Origin of the sequence: Mycobacterium hainanense, from assembly GCF_041890355.1 — a bacterium.
GTDB lineage: Bacteria > Actinomycetota > Actinomycetes > Mycobacteriales > Mycobacteriaceae > Mycobacterium > Mycobacterium hainanense.
This window is the reverse complement of sequence record NZ_CP169059.1, coordinates 3,127,484-3,152,942: the sequence shown is the minus strand read 5'-3', so window position 1 is coordinate 3,152,942 and position 25,459 is coordinate 3,127,484. Positions and strand designations below refer to the sequence as shown.

Below are 25,459 nucleotides of genomic sequence, written 5' to 3'. Positions count from 1 at the left end.
CGAGTTCGACGCGGACGTGTTCGACACCGCGAGCGTCGAGGCGCTCGTCGAGCGGTTCCGCCGGGTGCTGGCCGCGATGACCTCCGATCCGACCCGGCGCCTGTCGTCGGTGGACCTGCTGGATCGCGCCGAGCGCGACCTGGTGCTGTCGCGGTTGTCCGGCGCCGGCGTGGCCGCGCCGGTCGGTGTGGCGCCGCAGCTCCTGGCGGCGGCGGTGGCCGCCCACCCCGACGCGCCCGCGGTGGTCGACGGTGCCAGGACGCTGTCCTATCGCGAGCTCGACGAATGGTCAAATCGCCTGGCCCGCAAACTGATTGAGGCGAGCGTGGGCCCGGAGCGCGCCGTGGGCGTGGCGATGGATCGCTGTGCCGAGTTGGTGGTCGCGTGGTGGGCCGTGGTCAAGGCCGGCGGCGTCCACGCCCCCGTGGATCTGGACCATCCCGTCGAGCGGGTCGCCACGGTGCTGGATGCGGCGGGGGCGGTGTGTGTGTTGGCCTGCGGCGCCGACGACGTGGCCGGCGCGGGTGCGCGCCCGGTGATCCGGATCGACGATCTCGAGCTGTCCGCGCGATCCGCCGAAGCGATCGCCGACATCGAGCGACTCGCGCCGCTGACGGCGGCCAACACCGCGTACGTGATCTTCACGTCGGGTTCCACCGGCACGCCCAAGGGAGTGGCGGTCAGCCACGCCGGACTGCTGGGTTGGGCCGCGGCAGAACGGGACGTGCATGGGCTGGACGCGGATACCCGGGTGCTGATGGTGGCCTCGCCGACGTTCGATGCGTCCGTCGGCGAAATGGTGATGGCCGCGGGATCGGGGGCGGCGCTGGTGGTGGCGCCGCCGCAGGTCTACGCCGGCGAGCCGCTCACCGCGCTGCTGGAAAGTCAGAGGGTCAGCGCGGCGTTCCTGACCCCGACGGTGCTGGCATCCCTGGACCCGGCCCAGCTGGGCGGGTTCGACACGCTGCTGGTCGGCGGCGAGGCCTGTCCGCCGGAATTGGTGGCCGCCTGGGCGCCCGGCCGGCGCATGTTCAACGTCTACGGCCCCACCGAGAGCACGATCTGGGTGACCTCCAGCGCGCCGCTGTCGGCGGGCGAGCCGGTTCGCATCGGCACTCCGATACCGGGCGCATCCGCCCTTGTGCTCGACGCCTGGCTGAACCCGGCCCCGGTCGGGGTGATGGGCGAGCTGTACCTGATCGGACCCGCCCTGGCGCACGGCTATGTGGGCCGGGTGGAGCTGACCGCGGAACGGTTCGTCGCCAATCCCTTTGGCGCACCCGGGTCACGGATGTACCGCACCGGTGACCTGGCCCGCTGGACGCCCGAGGGAACCCTGGACTACCTCGGCCGCGCCGACACGCAGATCAAGCTGCGCGGCCAGCGCATCGAATTGGGCGAAATCGAGAACACCCTGCTGGCCTGCCCGCAGGTGACCCAGGCCGCCGTCACCGTGCAGGACAGCGCCACCGGCTCGCAGCTGGTCGCCTACGTCACGCTCGATCACACCACGACGGCCGACGACGACGCGGAAAACGTCGAAGAGTGGCAACACCTTTACGACGATTTGTACGGCGCCGACGGTGAATCGCGTTTCGGCATGGACTTCCGCGGCTGGAACAGCAGCTACACCGGCGACCCGATCCCGCTCGACGAGATGGTCGAATGGCGTGCCGCGACGGTGGACCGGATCATGGCGCTGCGGCCGCGCAGAGTGCTCGAGATCGGCGCGGGCTCGGGATTGCTGTTGTCCCAGATCGCACCGCACTGCGATCAGTATGTCGCCACGGACTTTTCGGCCGCGGCGATCGACAACCTGGCCCGCTCGCTGGAGCAACTGCAACTCCCGTGGCGCGACCGGGTTCAGCTGTTGACCCAGCCGGCCCACGTCACGGACGGACTGCCGCGGGGCTTCGACACCGTCATCCTCAACTCCGTCGTCCAGTATTTCCCCAACGCGGGATACCTGGCCGCCGTCATCGACACCGCGATGGAATTGCTGGCGCCAGGCGGCGCGGTGTTCATCGGTGACATCCGTAACCACGCCCTGCAGAGCGCATTCCAGACCGGTATCGCGCTTTCCCGGACCGACGCCGGCGCCGCCGATGCCGCCGAAATCCGGCAGCGCGTCCGCCACGCGATGCTCGGTGAGACCGAATTGCTCTTGGCGCCCGAGTTTTTCACCACCTGGGTCGGCAGTCACGACTCGGCGGGCGGGCTGGACATCCAAGTCAAGCGCGGGCTGGCCGACAACGAACTGAACCGGTACCGCTACGACGTCACCATCCACAAAGCTCCCGCGCCCCTGCGTTCGGTGGCCGCCGCACCCGTCTGGGCCTGGGGGGAATGCGCGGGCCTGGACGGGCTGCGCGACAAGTTGACGTCGCGGCGTCCCGCCGAGGTCCGCGTCACCGACATCCCGCACGCGGGGGTGATCGCCGACGTCCGTACCGAATCCGCGCTCGCCGCGGGCGTACCCGTCCCCGACGCGCTGGCCCAAGCCGGCGCGATCACCGGCGCCGCCGCCGAGGAATTGCATCGCCTCGGTGAGGCCGCCGGATATCACGTCGCCGTAACCTGGGGCACCCACCTCGGCACGCTCAGTGCGGTTTTCACGGAGTCCGACGGTCGGCTGACCGACGTCTACCTCCCGCCCGACAGGGTCCGCCAACGCACCAGCCACGCCAACGACCCGCACGCCAACACCAAGATCGGCGCCGTGCGTGAGCGCATCAGCGCGTGGCTGCCCGACTACATGGTGCCGTCGCACATCGTGGCGCTCGAGGAGTTCCCGCTGACCTCCTCGGGCAAGCTCGACCGCAAGGCGCTTCCGGCACCCGACTACCAGGACGCCGATCGTTATCGCCCCCCGTCCAACGCGGTCGAGGAAATCCTGGTCGGCATTTTCGCCCAAGTCTTGGGTCTGGAGCGGGTGGGGGTGGACGACTCCTTCTTCGACCTCGGTGGGGACTCGCTGTCGGCGATGCGCCTGATCGCCGCCGTCAACGCCAGCGTGAATTCCGACCTCGGGGTGCGCGCCGTGTTCGACGCGCCCACCGTCGCCCAGCTGGCGCGCCTGACCGGTGGGGATTCCGCCCGGCTGGAGCCGCTGGTGGCCGCCGAGCGGCCCGAGCTGATCCCCCTGTCGTTCGCGCAGAGCCGGTTGTGGTTCATCGACCAGTTCCAGGGCCCCTCGCCCATCTACAACGTCGCCGTCGCGTTGCGGCTGCGCGGGCGCGTCGACGCGGACGCGCTGGGCGCGGCGCTAACCGACGTCGTCGGCCGCCACGAAAGCCTGCGGACACTGTTCGCCGTCCACGACGGGACGCCCCACCAGGTGGTGCTCCCCGTCGAGCAGGCCCAATTGGGCTGGAACGTCGTCGACGCCCGGGGGTGGCCGGAGGGCCGGCTACGCGAGGAGACGGACGCCGTCGCCGGCTACGCGTTCGACCTGGCCACCGAAATCCCGCTACACGCCGAGCTTTTCACCACCGCCGACGACGACCACGTGCTGGTGGTCGTCGTGCACCACATCGCCGCCGACGGTTGGTCGATCGCCCCGATGGCGCGCGATCTGGGCGTCGCCTACGCGGCCCGGTGCGCGGGGCAGGCCCCGGAATGGGCGCCGCTGTCGGTGCAATACGTCGATTACACCCTGTGGCAGCGTGCCCAATTCGGCGACCTGGACGACAGCCACAGCCGGATCGCCGCGCAGTTGGACTTCTGGCAAGAGGCGCTGGCCGGGATGCCCGAACGCCTACAGCTGCCCACGGATCGGCCCTACCCGCCGGTCGCCGACCACCGCGGCGCCCGGTTGGCGTTGGACTGGCCGACGGACATCCAGCAACAGATTCGCCGGGTGGCACGCGAGCACAACGCGACCAGCTTCATGGTGATCCAAGCCGCCTTCGCCGCGCTGCTGTCGAAGATCAGCGCCAGCGACGATGTGGCGGTGGGGTTCCCGATCGCCGGGCGCCGCGACCCCGCGCTCGACGAGCTGGTGGGCTTCTTCGTCAACACGCTGGTGTTGCGGGTCGACCTGGCCGGTGATCCCACCTTCGCCGAACTGCTGGCGCAGGTGCGGCGGCGCAGCCTGGCCGCGTTCGAGCACCAGGACGTGCCGTTCGAATTCTTGGTGGATCGGCTCAATCCCACCCGCAGCCTGGCCCATCATCCGCTGATCCAGGTGCTGTTGGGCTGGGAGAATTTCCCGGGCTACGACAGCAACCCCACCGCCACGCTGGCCCTCGGCGACGTGCGTGCGACGCCGATGCCGGTCGAAACGCACACGGCGCGAATGGATTTGACGTTCTCGCTGTCCGACCGCTGGACCGAGGCCGGCCAGCACGCGGGGATCGGCGTGACGGCGGAATACCGCACCGACGTCTTCGACGCGGACACCGTCGTGACCTTGATCGAGCGGCTGCACCGCCTGCTGGCGGCGGTCACCGCCGACCCGGCGCGGCGCCTGTCGTCGGTCGACCTGCTGGACCCGGGCGAGCACGCCCGCCTGGAAAGGTGGGGCAACAGGGGAGTGCTGACCGAGCCGCCGACGCCGGTGTCGGTTCCGGCATTGTTCGCCGCGCAGGCGGCCCGCACGCCCGACGCGGTGGCCGTGGTCTGCGACGGCCGGTCCATGACGTACCGGGAACTCGACGAGGCGGCCAATCGGTTGGCGCACCTGCTGATCCGGCACGGAGCGCGCCCCGGTGAGCGTGTGGCCCTGCTGTTTTCGCGTTCCGCGGAGGCGATCGTGGCGATCCTGGCCACGCTGAAATCCGGGGCGGCCTATTTGCCCATCGACCCGGCGCTGCCGGCGGCCCGGATGGAGTTCATGCTCACCGACGCCGCGCCGGTCGCCGCCATCACCACCAGTTCGCTGGCCGACCGGCTGAACGGGTTCGACCTGGCTGTCGTCGACGTCGGCGACCCCGCCCTGGACACCCAGCCCAGCACGGCGCCGCCGGCGCCCGCGCCCGACGACCTCGCGCACATCATCTACACCTCCGGCACCACCGGCGTGCCGAAAGGCGTTGCGGTAACGCAATACAACGTCGCCCAGCTCTTCGACTCGCTGCGGATCGGCATCGAGATGTCACCGGGGCAGGTCTGGACCCAGTTCCACTCCTACGCCTTCGACTTCTCAGTGTGGGAGATCTGGGGTGCGCTGCTGCACGGTGGGCGGCTCGTGGTGGTGCCCGAGTCGGTGGCCCGCTCACCCGAGGAATTCCACGCCCTGCTGGTCGACGAGCGCGTCACGGTGCTCACCCAAACCCCGTCGGCCGTGGGCATGCTGCCGACGGACGGGCTGGACGCGACCGCCCTGGTGATCGGAGCGGAGCCCTGCCCGCCCGAGCTGGTGGATCGCTGGGCGCCCGGACGGGTGATGGTCAACGTCTACGGTCCTACGGAAACCACGATGTGGGCCTGCAAGAGCGCGCCGTTGGCGGCGGGGTCGGGCTTCCCCCCGATCGGCTCACCGGTGACGCGGGCGGCCTTCTTCGTGCTGGACGAATGGCTGCAACCGGTCCCCGCCGGCGTGGTCGGCGAGCTGTACCTGGCCGGCGACGGCGTCGGTGTCGGATATTGGCGCCGATCCGGGTTGACGGCGTCCCGCTTCATGGCCTGCCCGTTCGGCGCGCCGGGAACCCGCATGTACCGCACCGGCGACCTGGTGTGCTGGGGCCCCGACGGGCAGCTGCGCTACCTCGGCCGCGCCGACGAGCAGGTCAAGATCCGCGGCTATCGCATCGAGCTGGGCGAGATCCAGTCCGCGCTCGGCGCTTTGGACGGTGTCGAGCAAGCCGTGGTCGTCCCCCGCGAGGACCGCCCCGGGGACAAGCGCCTGGTGGGATACGTCACCGGGACGGTGGACGCGGCCAACGCCCGCGCCGCGCTGGCCGAGCGGCTGCCCGCGTACATGGTCCCGGCCGCCGTCGTCGTCCTCCCGGCGCTGCCGATGACCGTCAACGGCAAGCTCGACGCCCGCGCCCTGCCCGCCCCGGACTACCGGGACATCAGCAACTACCGCGCCCCGAGCACGGCGCTCGAGGAGATCCTGGCCGGCATCTACGCCGAGGTGCTCGGCGTCGAACGCGTCGGGGTCGACGACTCGTTCTTCGATCTCGGCGGCGATTCGCTGTCCACGATGCGCCTGATCGCGGCGATCAACAGCTCCCTCGAGACCGAGCTATCAGTCCGTGCCGTGTTCGAGGCGCCGACCGTCGCGCAGCTCGCCCCCCGCGTCGGTGAGGGCGCGGGCCGCCTGCAGCCCCTGGTCGCCGGCCAGCGCCCGGCGGTGATCCCGTTGTCGTTCGCCCAGAACCGGTTGTGGTTCATCCAGCAACTGCAGGGCCCGTCGCCCATCTACAACATGGCGGCCGCCCTGCGGCTGGGCGGGCGGCTCGACGCCGACGCCCTGCGCGCGGCGCTGGCCGATGTGGTGAGCCGCCACGAGAGCCTGCGGACGCTGTTCCCCGCGCGCCACGGAACGCCCCAGCAGGTGGTGGTCCCGGCCGAGGAGGTCGACTTCGGCTGGGAGGTCATCGACGCCACCGGGTCTGCGGCGGGCAAGGTGGACGAGGCCATCGCGGCGACGACGTGCTACACCTTCGACCTGGCCACCGAGACACCGCTGCGCGCAAAGCTTTTCGCCCTCGGTGAGCGCGAGCACCTGCTGGTGATCGTCGTGCACCACATCGCCGCGGACGGCCTGTCCCTCACGCCGCTGGCCGCGGACCTCAGTGTCGCCTATGCCAGCCGAAGCGCCGGGCGGGCGCCCGGCTGGGCCGACCTGCCGGTGCAATACGTCGACTACACGCTGTGGCAGCGGGCGCAATTCGGTGAACTGGACGACAGCGAGAGCCCCATCGCGGCCCAGCTGTCCTACTGGCAGGACGCGCTGGCCGGAATGCCCGAACGGTTGCAGCTGCCCACCGACCGGCCCTACCCGCCCGTCGCCGACCAGCGCGGCGCCAGCGTGGTCGTGGACTGGCCGGCGGAGCTGCAGCAACAGGCCCGCCGGGTGGCCCGTGAGCACAACGCGACCACGTTCATGGTGGTGCAGGCCGCGCTGGCGGTGCTGTTGTCGAAAATCGGTGCCAGCTCAGACATTCCGATCGGCTTCCCGATCGCCGGGCGCCGCGACCGCGCCCTCGACCTGCTGGTGGGTTTCTTCGTCAACACGTTGGTGCTGCGGGTCGACCTGGCCGGCGACCCCAGCTTCACCGAACTACTGGCACGGGTCCAGGCGCGCAGCCTGGAAGCCTTCGAGCATCAAGACGTCCCGTTCGAGTTACTCGTCGAGCGGCTCAACCCGACCCGCAGCCTGACCCACCACCCGCTGGTGCAGGTGATGCTGGCGTGGCAGAACTTCGCCGGCCACGACGACCCGGCCGCCGGTCTGGCGCTGGGCGACCTCGAGGTCACCTCCGTGCCGGTCGACACCGAGTCCGCCCGCATGGATTTGGTGTTCTCCCTGGCCGAACGTTGGAGTGAGACGGGAGAGGCCGCCGGCATCGGCGGACGGGTGGAATTCCGCACCGACGTCTTCGACGCCGAGACCATCGAGGCGCTGATCGCGCGGCTGCAGCGGGTCCTGGCGGCCATGACCGCCGACCCCGGCCAGGCGTTGTCATCGGTGGATGTGCTGGACGCCGCTGAGCGCGCGCGCCTGGAAGAGCTTGGAAACAAAGCGGTTTTGACTCGGCCGAGTGCGCCGGTGTCGGTGCCGGAGTCGTTCGCCGCGCGGGTGGCCGGCGCGCCGGATGCGGTGGCCCTGGTGTGCGGGGGCGTGTCGATCACCTACCGCGAACTGGATGCGGCGTCGAACCGGTTGGCGCGCCTGCTGGTGGACCACGGTGCGGGTCCGGGACAGATTGTGGCACTGCTGTTTTCGCGGTCGGCCGAGGCAATCGCGGCGATTCTGGCGGTGCTCAAGACCGGGGCGGCCTACCTGCCGATCGACCCGTCGTCCCCGGATGCCCGGCTCGAGTTCGTGCTCGGCGACGCCGCTCCGGTGGTCGCGGTCAGCACCGCCGATCTGGCCGGGCGATTCCGGCGCCACGGTGTGCCCGTCGTCGACGTCGACGATCGCAGTCTCGACACCTTGCCTGACACCGCCTTAGCGGTGCCGGATGCCGAGAGTTTGGCGTATGTGATCTACACCTCGGGCACCACGGGCGTGCCCAAAGGTGTTGGGGTGACGCACCGTAACGTGACGGCGTTGATCGGGTCGCTGGATGCCGGGTTGCCGGCGCCCGGGGTGTGGTCGCACGCGCACTCGCTGGCCTTCGACGTGTCGGTGTGGGAGATCTTCGCTCCGCTCTTGCGTGGTGGGCGGCTGGTTGTGGTGCCCGAGTCGGTGGCGGGTTCACCGCTGGACTTCCACGCGCTGCTGGCCGGGGAGGGCGTCAGTGTGTTGACGCAGACGCCGTCGGCGGTGGCGATGCTGGATCCGGCCGGTTTGGATGATGTGGCGGTGGTGTTGGCCGGGGAGGCCTGCCCGCCGGAGGTGGTGGATCGGTGGGCGCCGGGGCGGGTGTTGGTCAACGCCTATGGGCCGACCGAGACCACGATGTGTGTGGCGATCAGCGCGCCTTTGCGGGCCGGTTCGGGGATGCCGCCGATCGGGTCGCCGGTGTCGGGGGCGGCGCTGTTCGTGCTCGATGCCTGGTTGCGGCCGGTGCCCGTCGGGGTGGTCGGGGAGTTGTACGTGGCCGGATCCGGGGTGTCGGTGGGCTATCTCGGTCGGCCCGGGCTGGCCGCGTCGCGATTTGTGGCGTGTCCGTTCGGTGGGGCCGGAACGCGGATGTATCGCACCGGGGATCTGGCGTGCTGGGGTGGCGATGGGCAGTTGCGTTATCTGGGTCGCGCCGATGAGCAGGTCAAGATTCGCGGGTATCGGATCGAGTTGGGTGAAATCCAAACGGCGTTAAGCGGTTTGGAGGGTGTCGGGCAGGCGGTGGTGATCGCTCGGGAGGACCGCCCGGGCGATAAGCGGCTGGTCGGGTATGTCACCGGCGCGGCCGATCCGGTCGCGTTGCGTGCTCAGCTTTCCGAGCGGTTGCCCGGGTTCATGGTGCCGGCGGCGATCGTGGCGCTCGAGGCGCTGCCGCTGACCGCCAACGGCAAGCTGGATACCCGGGCGCTGCCGGCCCCCGAATACAGCGCCGGGAGCTACCGCGCCCCGCAGAATCCCGTCGAAGAGATCCTGGCCACCATCTTCGCCGAGGTCCTCGGTCTCGAACGCGTCGGCACCGACGACTCCTTCTTCGAACTCGGGGGCGAAAGCATCTCGGCGATGGGCCTGGTCGCCGCGATCAACAGCAGCCTCGGTGCCGGCATTCCGGTCCGCATGGTGTTCGAGGCGCCCACGGTGGCCCAGCTGGCGCTGCGGATCGACGAGGGCACGGGCGGCCTGGAGCCGCTGGTGGCCGTCGAACGGCCCGCAATCATTCCGCTGTCGTTCGCGCAGAACCGCTTGTGGTTCCTCGACCAATTGCAAGGACCGTCACCGGTTTACAACATGGCGGCGGCGCTGCGGCTGAGCGGGCGCCTCGACGCCGACGCGCTCGGCGCGGCGCTGGCCGACGTGGTGGCCCGCCACGAGAGCCTGCGCACCCTGATCGCCGCACCCGAGGGTAGGCCCCAGCAGCTGGTGACCCCACTCGACCAGGCGAACTTCGGGTGGTCGGTCGTCGATGCGGGCGGCTGGTCCGCCGACCAGCTCGACGAGGCCATCGGCGCCACGGCGCGCTACACCTTCGACCTCGCGACCGAAATCCCCTTGCGTGCAGAGCTCTTCCGCATCGCCGACGACGAGCACGTGCTGGTGGCCGTGGTCCACCACATCGCGGCCGACGGGATGTCGATCACCCCGCTGGTGCGCGACCTGGGCGTCGCGTATGCGAGCCGGTGTGACGGACACGCCCCGAACTGGACGCCGCTGCCGGTGCAGTACGTGGATTACACGCTGTGGCAGCGCGCGCAGCTCGGCGATCTCGACGACCGCACCAGCCCCATTGCCGCCCAGCTGGCCTACTGGGAACAGGCGTTGGCCGGCATGCCCGACCGGCTGCCGCTGCCCACGGATCGGCCCTACCCCCTGGTCGCCGATCAGCGCGGCGCCACCGTGGAAGTCGACTGGCCGATCGAGCTGCAACAGCGGGTCGGCGAGCTGGCCCGCCGGCACAACGCGACCAGCTTCATGGTGGTCCAGACCGCGCTGGCGGTGCTGCTCGCCAAGATCAGTGCGAGTTCCGATGTGGCCGTGGGGTTCCCGATCGCTGGGCGGCGCGACCCCGCACTCGACGAGCTGGTCGGGTTCTTCGTCAACACCCTGGTGTTGCGGGTCGACGTGGACGGCGACCCCACCTTCACCGACCTGCTGGCGCAGGTGCGGCAGCGCAGCCTGGCGGCGTACGAACACCAAGACGTGCCCTTCGAGGTGCTGGTCGAACGGCTCAACCCCGCCCGCAGCCTGACCCATCACCCGCTGGTTCAGGTGATGCTGGCGTGGCAGAACTTCGCCGGGCAGGGCGGCGGCCCGGTCGCGGGACTGGCCCTCGGCGACGTCGAGATCACCCCGATGCCGGTGGACACCCAAACCGCCCGCATGGATTTGACCTTCTCGTTGGCCGAGCGCTGGAGCGAGGCGGGTAAGCCCGCCGGGATCGGCGGGACGGTCGAGTTCCGCACCGACGTGTTCGACGCGGACAGCATCGAGGCGCTCGTCGGACGGTTGCAGCGCGTGCTGACCGCGATGACCGTGGATCCCGCCCGCCCGCTGTCGACCCTGGACCTGCTCGACGCGGCCGAGCACGCCCGCCTCGACCAGATCGGGAACCGTGCGGCGCTGACCGGCCCGGCGGCCGCGCCGGTGTCCATTCCGCAGCTGTTCGCCGCGCAGGTGGCCCGTACGCCGGAGGCGGTGGCACTTGTGTGCGGGGACCGGTCCATGACCTACCGAGAGCTCGACGCCGCAGCGGACCGGCTGGCGCACGCGTTGGCCGGGCGCGGGGCCGGCCCGGGGCACTTTGTGGCGCTGATGTTTTCGCGCTCCGCCGAGGCGATCGTGGCGATCCTGGCGGTGCTCAAGTCCGGCGCGGCCTACCTACCGATCGACCCCGCGCTGCCGGAGGCCCGCATCGGGTTCGTGCTTTCCGACGCCGCGCCGACGGCCGTCATCACTACCGCAGACCTGGCCGACCGGCTCGTCGGCCACGACGTCCCGGTCATCGACGTCGGTCACACGGAAGCCGCCGCCCAGCCGGGCCCGGCGCCCAGCGCGCCCGACCCGGACGACCTCGCCTACCTGATCTACACATCCGGCACCACCGGTGTCCCCAAAGGCGTTGCGGTCACGCACCGCAACGCGACCCAACTGCTGGCGCGCATGGACGCCGGCCTGCCGCGCGCCGGGGTGTGGTCGCAGTGGCACTCCCTGGCCTTCGACGTCTCGGTCCACGAGATCTTCGGTGCGCTGCTGCACGGCGGACGGCTGGTGGTGGTGCCCGAGTCGGTCGCCCGCTCGCCGGAAGACCTCCACGCGCTGCTGATAAGCGAACAGGTCGGCGTGCTGAGCCAGACCCCGTCCGCGGCGGCGATGTTGTCACCCGAGGGCCTGGAATCGGTCACCCTGGTCGTCGCCGGTGAGGCGTGCCCCGCCGAGCTGGTCGACCGGTGGGGGACGGACCGGGCGATGATCAACGCCTACGGCCCCACCGAGGCCACCGTGTACGCGGCGGTCAGCGAACCCCTGACGGCGGCGTCCGCGGAGTCGGGTGTGGTGCCGATCGGGTCGCCGGTGCCCGGCGGCGCGTTGTTCGTCCTCGATGGGCGGCTGCGGCCGGTGCCCGCCGGCGTCGTCGGCGAGTTGTACGTGGCCGGTTCGGGTGTCGCCTGCGGCTATTGGCAGCGCGCCGGTCTGACCGCGGCGCGGTTCGTGGCCTGTCCGTTCGGCGGCGCCGGAACGCGCATGTACCGCACCGGGGACCTGGTGCGCTGGCGCGCCGATGGGCAGCTGGACTACCTGGGCCGCGTGGACGAGCAGGTCAAGATCCGCGGTTACCGCATCGAGCTCGGCGACGTGCGCGCGGCGCTGGCCTGGCTGGATGGGGTGGAGCAGGCGGTGGTCATCGCCCGCGAGGACCGTCCCGGCGAGAAGCGCCTGGTCGCCTACCTGACCGGAACGGCCGATCCGGCCGAGGTCCGTGCCGCGCTTGCGGAGCGGTTGCCGGCGTACATGATTCCCGCGGCCGTGGTCGCGATGCCGGCCCTGCCGCTGACTCCCAACGGCAAGCTGGACATCCGCGCGCTGCCCGCACCGGAGTACTCCGACGCGGACCAATACCGCGCCCCGGGCAATGCCGTCGAGGAGATCCTGGCCGGCATCTACGCCCAGGTGCTCGGGCTCGACCGCGTCGGGGTGGACGACTCGTTCTTCGACCTCGGCGGCGACAGCATCTCGTCGATGCAAGTGGTGACCCGGGCGCGGGCCGCCGGCCTGATCTGCCGCACACGCGACCTGTTCGTGGAGCAGACCGTCGCGCGGCTGGCGCGGGTGGCCGAGGTGGCCGAGGCGGAAACCGGCGTGATCGACGAGGGCGTGGGTCCCGTCGCGGCGACCCCGATCATGCATTGGCTGCGCGGAGTCAACGGGCCGGTCGACCAGTTCAACCAGACGATGCTGGTGCAGGCCCCCGCCGCGGTCGGCGAGGCCGACGTACTGGTGGTGCTGCAAGCCCTGCTCGACCGGCACGGGATGCTGCGGCTGCGCCTCGACGACGATTGGTCGCTGACGGTGCCCGAGCCCGGTTCGGTGGACGCCCGCGACTGCCTGCACACAGTGGACGAGTTGTCCGACGCGGCACTCGTCGAGGCCCGGTCGCGGTTGAACCCCGCCGCCGGGGCGATGCTCAGCGCGCTGTGGGTCACCACCACCAGACAGCTGGTCGTGATCATCCATCACCTGGCCGTCGACGGGGTTTCCTGGCGAATTTTGTTGGAAGACTTGAACATCGCCTGGGCGCAGCACCGGCTCGGGCAGCCCGTAGCGCTGCCGTCGGCGGGGACGTCGTTCGCCCGGTGGGCGTCACGGCTGGCCGAGCGCGCTGGCGACCCGGACGTTCTGGGCCAGCTGGGCACCTGGCAGCAGGTGGCGGCCACCCCCGCGGCGCTGCCCGCGGTGAACCCCGACGTGGACACCTTCGCCACCGCCGGACACCTGTCGATGGAGCTGGACGCGGAGACCACCGGCATGCTGCTCGGTGAGGTGCCGGCGGCGTTCCACGCCGGAATCCAGGACGTCCTGCTCGTCGCGTTCGCGCTGGCGGTCGGCGAATTCCTGGGCGACCCCCGCGCGCCGATCGGCATCGACGTGGAGGGCCACGGCCGCAACGAGGAGCTGGGCCGCGACATCGATCTGTCGCACACCGTCGGATGGTTCACCGCCAAATACCCGGTGGCCCTGAACGTCGGAGGGCTGTCCTGGGCACAGGTGGCCGCCGGTGACCCCGCGCTCGGCGCGGCCCTCAAGGACGGCAAGGAGCAGCTGCGCGCCCTCCCGGACCCGCTGACCTACGGGTTGCTGCGCTACCTGAACGCCGACGCCGGCCTGGACGGCGCCGACCCGCCGATCGGGTTCAATTACCTTGGGCGCCAAGGCGCTACGGCCGAGCTGTCCGAGGAGATATGGCGGCCGGTACCGGGCTCGGTCAGCGCCGCGGCCGCGGCCATCCCCATGCCGCTGATGCACACCCTGGAGCTCAACGCGGCCACCGTCGACACCGACACCGGCGCGCACCTGCACGCCAACTGGACCTGGGCGCCCTCCGCGCTGGACGACGGACAGGTCACCCGGCTGGGCCGGCTCTGGTTCGAGGCCCTGGCCGGGATCTGCGCCCACGTGCGATCCGGCGGCGGCGGACTGACGCCCTCGGACGTCGCGCCGGCCCGCCTCAACCAGAAGCAGATCGACCAGCTGCAGCAGCAACACGACGTCGCCGACGTGCTACCGCTGACCCCCGTGCAGCAGGGGCTGCTCTTCCATGCGAACACCGTCCAGGGCGCCGACCAGGATCCCAGCGACCTCTACGCAGGACAGCTCGACATCAGCATCACGGGCCCCCTCGACCCCGACCGCCTGGGCGCCGCCGTGCGCGCCGTGGTCAAGCGACACCCAAACCTGGTGGCCCGCTTCATCGACCAGTTCGACGAGCCGGTGCAAGTCATCGCGGCCGAGCCCGCCGCGGCCTGGCAGTACATCGAGCTGCGTGACGACGCCGACGTCGACGAGCAGGTCCGGCAGCTGTGCGCGGCCGAGCGCGCCGCGGTATGCGACCTCGCCAACCAGTCGCCCTTCCGGGTGGCGTTGATGCGCAATGGAATTGACCGGCACCACCTGGTGCTGACCAATCACCACATCGTGCTCGACGGCTGGTCGATGCCAATCCTGCTCGGCGACATCTTTGCCGCCTACTACGGTCAGCACCAGCCCGCGGCCGCGCCGTACCGCAGCTTCGTCACCTGGTTGGCGGCCCGCGACCGCGATGCCGCCCGCGCCGCCTGGGCCGAGGTGTTCGCCGGCTTCGACACCCCGACGCTGGTCGGCCGCCGGGACCGGCTGCAGCCGGGGGAGCAGGGCGTTCGGATGCTGGGGCTGCCGGCCGACCTCACCCGCGCCGTGGGCGAGCTGGCCCGCTCCTGCCACACCACCGTCAACACGGTGCTGCAGGCCGCCTACGCGCAACTGCTGTGCTGGCTGACCGGCCAGCACGACGTCACGTTCGGCACCACCGTCTCGGGCCGGCCGGCCGAGATTCCCGGCGCGGAATCGATGGTCGGCCTGCTGATCAACACCGTGCCGGTGCGGGCGAACATCACGCCTACCACCACCGGGGCCGGCCTGCTCGAGCAGCTGCAGCGCGCCTACAACCACACGCTGGACCACCAGCACCTGGCGCTCAACGAGATTCACCGCATCACCGGCCAGGACCAGCTGTTCGACACCCTGTTCGCCTACGAGAACTATCCGATCGACGCGGCCGCCCTGTCCGGCAATCAGGAGCTGTCCATCACCGACATCACCAGCCGCGAATCCACCCACTACCCGCTGACGATCCAGGCCCAGCCGGGGCATGAACTGCGCCTCCGCATCGAATACGACACCGACGTCTTCGACGCCCAGGCCATCGACACGCTGATCGAGCGGCTGCGCCGGGTCCTGGTGGCCATGACCACCGACCCGCAACAGCGTTTGTCGGCGACGGACGCGCTGGACGCCGACGAGCACCGCAGGCTCGACGCCTTCGGGAACCGGGCGGTGCTGGCCCAGGCGTGGGTGCCGGCGTCGATTCCGGGGTTGTTCGCCGCGCAGGTGGTGCGGGCTCCGGGCGCGGTGGCGGTGACGTTTGAGGGCCGCTCGATGAGCTATCGGGAGCTCGACGAGGCGGCGAATCGGTTGGCGCATGCGCTGATTGCGCGGGGCGCGGGCCCGGGCGCGGTGGTGGCACTCGTGTTGCCGCGCTCGGCCGAGGCGATCGTGGCGATTTTGGGTGTGCTCAAGTCGGGGGCGGCGTATCTGCCGATCGATCCCGGGTTGCCGACGGCGCGTATCGAATTCATGTTGGCCGATACCGCGCCGGTGGCCGCGGTGAGCACGGCCGAGCTGGCCGAGAAGCTGGCCGGGCACGTGCTGCCGATCGTCGATGTGCACAGTGCCGCGCTGGCCGCCCAGCCGGCCACGGCGCCGGCGGGTCCAGACCCCGAGGACGTCGCGCACGTGATCTACACCTCGGGCACCACCGGGGTGCCCAAGGGGGTGGCGGTGAGTCACGCCAACGTGACCCGGTTGTTCGACGCGCCCGCGGTGGGGGTGGTGTTGGGGCCCGGGCAGGTGTGGACCCAGTTCCATTCCTACGCCTTCGATTTCTCGGTGTGGGAGATCTGGGGGGCGCTGCTGCACGGCGCCCGGTTGGTGGTGGTGCCCGAGGCGGTGGCGCGTTCACCCAAGGACTTCCATGCGCTTCTGGTCGAGCAGCGCGTCACGGTGCTGAGCCAGACCCCGGCGGCGGTGCGGATGCTGTCCCCGCAGGGCCTCGAGGGCACGGCGTTGGTGATCGGGGCCGAGCCGGTTCCGCCGGAGGTGGTGGACCGCTGGGCGCCCGGGCGCACCATGATCAACGTCTACGGCCCCACCGAGGCCACGATCTTGTCCTCGGCCAGTGCGCCGTTGGTGGCGCGTTCGGGGCCGCCGCCGATTGGGGCGGCGGTGCCAGGGGCGGCGTTATTCGTCCTGGATGGCTGGTTGCGTCCGGTAACCGAGGGTGTGGTCGGGGAATTGTATGTGGCCGGGCGTGGGGTGGGCCTGGGTTATCTGGGCCGGGCGGGGCTGAGCGCGTCGCGGTTTGTGGCGTGCCCGTTCGGGGCGCCGGGGGCGCGGATGTATCGCACCGGGGACCTGGTGTCCTGGGGTCCCGATGGGCAGCTGCGCTATGTGGGGCGCGCCGACGAGCAGGTCAAGATCCGCGGGTATCGCATCGAGGTCGGCGAGATCCGCTCGGCCCTGGCGGTTCTCGACGGCGTCGAGGACGCCGTCGTCCTCGTGCGCGAAGACCGCCCCGGCGACAAACGCCTCGTGGGCTATGTCACCGGTACCGCCGACCCCGCCGAACTGCGCGCCAACCTCACCCACCGGCTGCCGGCCTACATGATCCCGGCCGCCATCGTGGCGCTGCCGGCGCTGCCGACCACGGTCAACGGCAAACTCGACACCCGTGCGCTGCCGGCGCCGGAATACACCGCGTCCGGATACCGCGCCCCGACCAATCCCACCGAGGAGATCCTGGCCGGTATTTACGCCCAGGTGCTCGGCGTCGACCGCGTCGGCATCGACCAATCGTTCTTCGACCTTGGCGGAGACAGCATTTCGGCGATGCGCCTGATCGCCGCCGTCAACACCGACCTCGACCAATACCTATCGGTGCGCGCCGTGTTCGAGGCCCCCACCATCGCGCAGCTGGCGCCCCGTATCGGTGAGGGATCCGGCAGGCTCGAGCCTCTGGTGGCCGGTCCGCGGCCCGCGGTGGTCCCGCTATCCTTCGCGCAGAGCCGGCTGTGGTTCCTCGACCAATTGCAAGGCCCCTCACCGGTTTACAACATGGCGGCGGCCATGCGGCTGCAGGGCCCGCTCGACGCGCGGGCTCTCGGTGCGGCCCTGGCCGACGTGGTGGCCCGCCACGAGAGTTTGCGGACCGTATTCGTGGCGCCCGACGGAACACCGCAGCAGGTCGTCATCCCCGTGCAGCAAGCCGATTTCGGCTGGCACGTCATCGACGCCACCGGTTGGTCGGCGAAGCGGCTGGACGACGCCGTCAAGTCCGCGGCCCGCGACACCTTCGACCTGTCGGCCGATATCCCGTTGCGTGCCTGGCTGTTCCGCGTCGCCGACGACGAACACATGCTGGTCGCCGTCGTACACCACATCGCCGCCGACGGGTGGTCGCTGCGGCCGCTGACCGCCGACCTGGGCGTCGCGTACGCCAGCCGGTGCGCGGGGGAGGCGCCCCGGTGGCCCGAATTGCCCGTCCAATACGTCGATTACACCCTGTGGCAGCGCGACCAGTTCGGGGACCTGAAGGATCGCGACAGCCGCATCGCCGGTCAGCTGGCCTACTGGGAAGAGACCCTGGCCGGCATGCCGGAGCGGCTGCAGCTGCCCACCGATCGGCCCTATCCCCAGGTCGCCGACCAGCGCGGCGCGACCGTTCCGGTCGACTGGCCGGCCGACCTGCAGCAGCAGATCACGGCGGTCGCTCGCGAACACAACGCGACGAGCTTCATGGTGGTGCAGGCCGCGCTGGCGGTGCTGCTGTCCAAGGTCAGCGCCAACAGCGATGTGGCGGTGGGCTTTCCGATCGCCGGCCGCCGCGACCCCGCCCTCGACGACCTGGTCGGGTTCTTCGTCAACACCCTGGTCCTACGGGTCGACCTGAAAGAGCTGGGCGGGGACCCCACCTTCGCCGAGCTGTTGGACCGGGTGCGAACACGCAGCCTGGAAGCCTTCGAGCATCAGGACGTGCCCTTCGAGGTGCTGGTGGAGCGCCTCAACCCGACCCGGAGCCTCACCCATCACCCGCTGATCCAGGTGATGCTGGCCTGGCAGAACTTCGGGGGCCAGGACAGCGACCCCGCGACCGGACTGGCGCTGGGCGACGTCCGGGTCACCTCGATCCCGCTGGACACCCAGGCCGCCCGCATGGACCTGACGTTCTCGCTCGCCGAGCGCTGGACCGAGTCGAACGAGCCCGCCGGCATCGGCGGGCGGGTCGAATTCCGCACCGACGTCTTCGACGCCGACACCGTCGAGACGCTGGTCGGGCGGCTGCAGCGGGTGCTGTCGACGCTGACCACCGAGCCCACCCGATCCGTCTCGTCCGTCGACCTGCTCGACGCGGCGGAACACGCCTGGCTGGACGAGATCGGCCACCGGGCGGCGCTCACCGCGCCGGACACCGTGCCCGCGTCCATTCCCGACGCGTTCGCCGCCCAGGTCACGCGCACACCGGATGCGTTGGCGCTCAGCTGCGCCGGCTCGACGTGGAGCTATCGCGAGCTCGACGAGGCCGCCAACCGGTTGGCCCACCTGCTGGTCGGCCGCGGCGCCGGCCCGGGACGATGCGTGGCCCTGCTCTTCCACCGTTCGGCCGAGGCGATCGTGGCGATCCTCGCGGTGCTCAAGAGCGGCGCCGCCTACCTGCCGATCGATCCCGCGCACCCCACGGCCCGGATTGGCTTCATGCTCGCCGACGCCGCCCCGGTCGCGGCGCTCACCACCACCGAGCTCGCCGCCCGGCTGGACGGGCACGACGTGGCCGTCGTCAACGTGGACGGCCCCGCCCTCGACACCCAGCCCGCCACGGCGTTGCCGCCCCCCAGCGCCGAGGACATCGCCTACCTGATCTACACCTCGGGGACCACCGGTGTGCCCAAAGGCGTTGCGGTGAGCCACCGCAACGTGACCCAGCTGATGGCGTCCGTGGACGCGAGCCTGCCGGGCGCCGGCGTGTGGTCGCAATGGCACTCCTACGGCTTCGACGTGTCGGTGTGGGAGATCTTCGGCGCGCTGCTGCGCGGCGGCCGCCTGGTGGTGGTCCCCGACGCGGTGGTCCGGTCCCCGGAGGACTTGCACGCGCTCCTGGTCGCCGAAAAGGTCAGCGTGTTGAGCCAAACCCCCTCCGCCGCAACGACGTTGGACCCGCGCGGGCTGGAGTCCGCGGCGCTGGTGGTGGCCGGCGAGGCCTGCCCGGCCGAGCTGGTCGACCGGTGGGCGCCGGACCGCGTGATGATCAACGCCTACGGGCCCACCGAGGCCACCGTGTACGCGGCGATCAGCGCGCCGCTGAGGCCCGGGTCCGCCGTGGTCCCGATCGGCTCCCCGGTGGCCGGGGCGGCGCTGTTCGTGCTCGACGAGTCGCTGCGGCCGGTGCCCTCCGGCGTGGTCGGCGAGTTGTACGTGGCCGGCGCCGGCCTGGCCCGCGGCTACTGGCGGCGGGCGGCGCTGACGGCGTCGCGGTTCGTCGCCTGCCCCTTCGGCGGGGCCGGGGCACGCATGTACCGCACCGGCGACCTGGTCCGCTGGGGCGCCGACGGGCAGCTGCAATACCTGGGCCGCGCCGACGAACAGGTCAAGATCCGCGGCTACCGCATCGAGCTCGGCGAGATCCGGGCGGCGCTGGCCGAACTCCCCGGGGTGCGGCAGGCGGCCGTCGTCGCCCGCGAGGACCGTCCCGGTGACAAACGCCTGGTCGGTTACGTCACCGGGGCAGCGGACCCGGCGGAACTGCGCGCCCGCCTGGCCGATCGCCTGCCCGCCTACATGGTGCCGGCGGCCGTCGTGGCGCTCGACGCGCTGCCGCTGACCCCCAACGGCAAGCTCGACGCCCGCGCCCTGCCGGCTCCCGAATACTCCGACACCGAGCGCTACCGCGCGCCCAGCACCCCGGTCGAGGAGACCCTCGCCGGCATCTACGCTCAGGTCCTCGGCGTCGAGCGGGTCGGCGTCGACGACTCCTTCTTCGACCTGGGCGGCGACAGCATCTCGTCGATGCAGGTGGTCACCCGGGCGCGCGCCGCCGGCCTGGCGTGCCGAACCCGTGACATCTTCGTCGAGCAGACCGTCGCCCGGCTGGCCCGCGTGGTCGCCGCCGCCGACGGCGCCGCCGGCGAGACCGACGAGGGCACCGGGGAACTGCCGGCGACCCCGATCATGCGCTGGCTGCAGAGCGTGAACGGCCCGGTCGACCAGTTCAACCAGACGATGGTCCTCGAGGCCCCCGCCGGGGTCAGCGAGGCCGACGTAGTGGCGGTGCTGCAGGCCCTGCTGGACCGGCACGCCATGTTGCGGCTGCGCGCCGGCGACGACTGGTCGTTGACGGTGCCCGAGGCGGCGGCGGTGGACGCGGCCGACCACGTGCGCACGGTCGAGGCGCTGTCCGATGCGGCGGTGGTGGCGGCGCGGTCCCGGCTGAACCCCGCCGACGGGGTGATGCTCAGCGCGCTGTGGGTCACCTCCACCCGGCAGCTGGTGCTGATCATTCATCACCTGGCCGTCGACGGCGTGTCCTGGCGAATCCTGTTGGAGGACTTGAACATCGCCTGGGCCCAGCGCCGCGCCGGGCAGCCGGTGGCGTTGCCGCCGGGCGGCACGTCGTTCGCCCGCTGGGCCGCCCTGCTGAGCCGGCACGCGCACGCCCCGGCGGTGGTCGAGCGGGCCCATGACTGGCGGCGCGTCGCTGCGACCCCGCCCGCGCTGCCCCCCGTCCGGCCCGGGACCGACACGTACGAGACCGCCGAGCACCTGTCGGTGGAACTGGACGTGGAGACCACCCGCATCCTGCTCGGCGAGGCGCCGGCGGCGTTCCACGCCGGGGTCAACGACATCCTGTTGATCGGGTACGCCCTGGCGTGGGCGGAGTTCCTGGGCACCGACGGCGCGCCGGTCGGCATCGACGTGGAGGGCCACGGGCGGCACGAGGAGCTGGCCGCCGGAATCGACCTCTCGCGCACCGTCGGCTGGTTCACCACCAAGTACCCGGTGTCGCTGGCGGTCGACGAATTGCCTTGGGCGCAAGTGCTTTCCGGAGCACCGGCGCTGGGCGCGGTGCTCAAGCGCGCCAAGGAACAGCTGCGGGCCCTGCCGGACCCGCTGAGCTACGGGCTGCTGCGCTACCTCAATGCCGAGGCCGACCTGGACGGCGCCGACCCGACGATCGGCTTCAACTACCTGGGCCGGCTGGGCGGTGCGGCGGCCGAGATGTCCGACCAGCTGTGGCGGATCTCCCGGGACGGGTCCGCGGTCACCGCCACCAGCACGGCGGTGCCCATGCCGCTGATGCACACCGTGGACCTCAACGCGGGCACGGCCGACGGCGAGGCCGGCCCGCAGCTGCACGCGAACTGGACGTGGGCGCCGTCGGCCCTGGACCGCGAGCAGGTCACCCGGCTGAGTCGGCTCTGGTTCGAGGCGCTGAGCGGGATATGCGCCCACGTGCGCGCCGGGGGCGGCGGCCTGACCCCGTCGGACGTCCTGCCGGCCCGGCTGACCCAGCGGCAGATCGACGAGCTCGAGCTGCGGAACCCGACCGCCGATGTGCTGCCGCTGACGCCGCTGCAGGAGGGGCTGCTTTTCCACGCCACCACCACCCGGGCCCGCGAGGACGACCTGTATGTGGTGCAGCTGGACATCAGCGTGAGCGGCCCGCTGGACCCCGAGCGGCTGCGGGCCGCGGTGCAGACGGTGGTGGACCGTCACCCGCACCTGGTCGCCCGATTCTGCGAGGAGTTCGACGAGCCGGTGCAGGTCATCCCCGCGAATCCGGCAATGGCGTGGCGGTACGTCGAGCTCGACGCCGGCGACGGCACCGACGAACAAGACGGCACCGACGAACAAGTCGGGCAGCTCTGCGCCGCCGAACGCGCCGCCGTCTACGACCTGGCCGACCAGCCGGCCTTCCGGGTCGCGATGATCCGCACCGCGCGGGACCGTCACCGGCTGGTGCTCACCATTCACCACATCGTGCTCGACGGCTGGTCCGTGCCGATCCTGGTGAACGAGACATTCGCCAGCCTCACCGACCAGCGACTGGCCCCGCCGCCGCCGTATCGCCGATTCGTCACGTGGCTGGCCGGCCGCGACCTCGACGCCGCCCGGGCGGCGTGGGGCGAGGTGCTCGCCGGTTTCGACACCCCGACGCTGGTCGGGCCGCCTCGGCAGGTCGAGCCGGGCGCCCGGGGCCTGGCGACGTTCGCGGTGTCGGCCGAGACCACCCAGGCGCTCGGTGAGCTCGCCCGGTCCAGCCAGAGCACCGTCAGCACCGTGCTGCAGGCGGCGTGGGCGCAACTGCTCACCTGGCTGACGGGCAACTTCGACGTCGCCTTCGGCACCACCGTTTCCGGCCGGTCGGCCGACGTGGTCGGTGCCGAGTCGATGGTGGGCCTGCTGATCAACACGATCCCGGTGCGCGCCCGCATCACGCCGGCCACCCGCACCACGGACCTGCTCGAGCAACTGCAGCGCGCGCACAGCGACACCCTCGAGCACGAGCACCTGTCGCTGACCGAAATCCACCGGATGACCGGCCACGACCAGCTGTTCGACACGCTGTTCGCCTACGAGAACTATCCGCTGGAAACGTCCGCGATGGCGGTCAACCACGAACTGTCCATCACCGGCTTCAACGTCTTCGAACGCAACCACTACCCGCTGACAATGCAGGCCGCCCTGTCGGGGGACCGGCTCGGCTTCCGCGTGGAGTACGACGCCGGCGTGTTCGACGCGCGCACCATCGAGGCGCTCACCGAGCGGCTGGAGCGGGTGCTGGTGGCGATGACCACCGACCCGGCCCGGCGGCTGTCCTCGGTGGACCTGCTGGACGCACCGGAGCGAGCGCACCTGGACGCGCTCGGCAACCGGGCGGCGCTCGTCGGGCCGGCGCCGGCCGCAAAGTCGATCGTGGAGTCGTTCACCGAGCACGTCGCGCACCAGCCGGACGCCGTGGCGATCGGCTGGGACGACCTCTCGATGACCTACCGGGAGCTGGACGAGGCGGCGAACCGGTTGGCGCACCTGCTCATCGCGGCGGGCGCCGGCCCGGGAGAGTCTGTGGCCCTGCTGTTTTCGCGTTCGGCCCAGGCGATCGTGGCGATCCTGGCGGTGCTCAAGACAGGCGCGGCGTACCTGCCGATCGACCCGGCCGCTCCGGGGGCGCGGATCAGGTTCATGCTCGACGATGCGGCGCCGATCGCCGCGATCACCACCGGGGGATTGCGCTCGCGGCTGGACGAGCGCGACGTGCGGGTCGTCGACATCGAGGACCCGGCGATCGACGGCTATCCGTCCACCCCGCTACCGGCGCCGTCGGCCGAGGGCGTCGCCTACGTCATCTACACCTCGGGAACCACCGGCGTGCCCAAGGGTGTGGCGGTCACGCACCGCAACGTGACGCAGCTGATCGGCTCCCTCGACGCCGGCCTGCCCAACCCGGGCGTGTGGACGCAGTGCCACTCGTACGCCTTCGACGTGTCGGTGTGGGAGATCTTCGCGCCGCTGCTGCGCGGGGGGCGTGTGGTGGTGGTGCCCGAGTCGGTGGTGCGTTCGCCGGATGACTTCCGCGCCTTGCTGATCGACGAGGGGGTGACCGTGCTGACCCAGACGCCGTCGGCGGTGGCGACGCTGGATCCGGCGGGGCTGGAATCCGTGGCGCTGGTGATGGCGGGTGAGGCCTGCCCGGCCGAGGTCGTCGATCGCTGGGCGCCGGGACGGGTGATGGTCAACGCCTACGGCCCGACCGAGACCACGATGTGCGTCGCGATCAGCGCGCCGCTCACGGCGGGCTCGGGGACGCCGCCCATCGGCTCGCCGGTGGCCGGCGCGGGCTTGTTCGTGCTCGATGGTTGGCTGCGCCCGGTGGCGCCCGGGGTGGTCGGCGAGCTGTATGTGGCCGGCACGGGCGTGGCCGCCGGGTATGCCGGCCGCGCCGGATTGACCGCGTCGCGGTTCGTGGCGTGCCCGTTCGGCGAGCCGGGGACACGGATGTATCGCACCGGCGACCTGGTGCTCTGGGGCGCCGACGGTCAGCTGGCGTACGTCGGCCGCGCCGACGAACAGGTCAAGATCCGCGGCTACCGCATCGAACTGGGCGAGGTCCAGGCCGCGCTGGCCCGGCTCGACGGCGTCGACCAGGCGGTGGTGATCGCCCGCGAGGACCGTCCCGGCGAGAAACGGCTGGTCGGCTACATCACCGGAACGACCGACCCGGCCGAGGCGCGCACCACTCTCGCCGGGCGGCTCCCAATCTACATGGTCCCCGCGGCCGTGCTCGCGCTCGACGCGCTGCCGCTCACCCCCAACGGCAAGCTGGACGCCCGCGCCCTGCCCGCACCGGAGTACACCGGCCGCGGCTACCGGGCCCCCTCGAACGCGAGCGAGGAGATTCTGGCCGGCATCTTCGCCGGCGTGCTCGGTGTCGAGCGGGTGGGCGTCGACGACTCCTTCTTCGACCTGGGCGGCGACAGCATCTCCGCGATGCGGTTGATCGCCACGATCAACACCGCGCTGGCCGTCGACCTTGCGGTGCGCACCCTGTTCGACGCGCCCACGGTGCGCAGCCTGAGCCAGCGCCTCGGCACGGGCACGGCCGCCGACGAGATCGTCGCCGTGCAGACCCTGAAGCGGGGCGCGGGCGTTCCGCTGTTCTGCATCCACCCCGCGGGCGGCGTGAGTTGGCCGTATCAGGTTCTCGGCACTTACCTGGACTGCCCGATCATCGGGATCCAGCAGGTAGAGGGCGAAGCCGAACCCGGGTCGATCCGCGAGATGGCCAAGGCCTACGCCGACCGGCTGCAAGAGGCGTACCCGGCCGGGCCCTTCAACCTGCTCGGCTGGTCGTTCGGCGGCGTCGTCGCGCACGAACTCGCGGTCGAACTGCAACGCCGCGGATGCGTCGTCGACCGGCTGATCCTGCTCGACGCCCAACCCGCGGTCGACGACGGTGTCGCCTCGCCGGACGACGATCTGGGCGAGCAACAGGTCATGGCCGAGGCCTCGTCGTCGCAGCGGCTTTTCGAACTGCTGACCCAAAACCTGCGCAAGAACATCGACCGGTACCGATCCCACCGGCCGAGGGTTTTCCAGGGCGACGTCACCATCGTCGCCGCGACAAGAGGTGAGGCCGGCCGCGCCGCGTTCCTGTCGCGGTCGTGGCGACCGCACGCCTCCGGAGAGATCCTCGCCTACTCGATCGACTGCGCGCACGACGACATGCTGACGGCCAATTCGGTGGCCCTGTACGGGCAACGGCTCAGGCACCTGCTGGTCCCCGCGGAACGCCGGCTCGAGCTGGCCCACGGTGGCCGGCACGGCGCTCGGGACGACAAGCGGCACGGCGAGCGCGCCGGATAA

General features: G+C 71.3%; 1 protein-coding gene (only partly in view). It reads left to right on the top strand.

The genetic code is table 11. The features are described 5' to 3' along the window. Nucleotides 1-25,459, top strand: the 3' portion of a protein-coding gene (locus ACEL92_RS14640) for a non-ribosomal peptide synthase/polyketide synthase (protein ID WP_374021466.1). It extends 5,639 nt beyond the left edge of the window; the window shows 25,459 of its 31,098 coding nt (coding positions 5,640-31,098); its start codon lies off the left edge, out of view; it ends in the stop codon at nucleotides 25,457-25,459.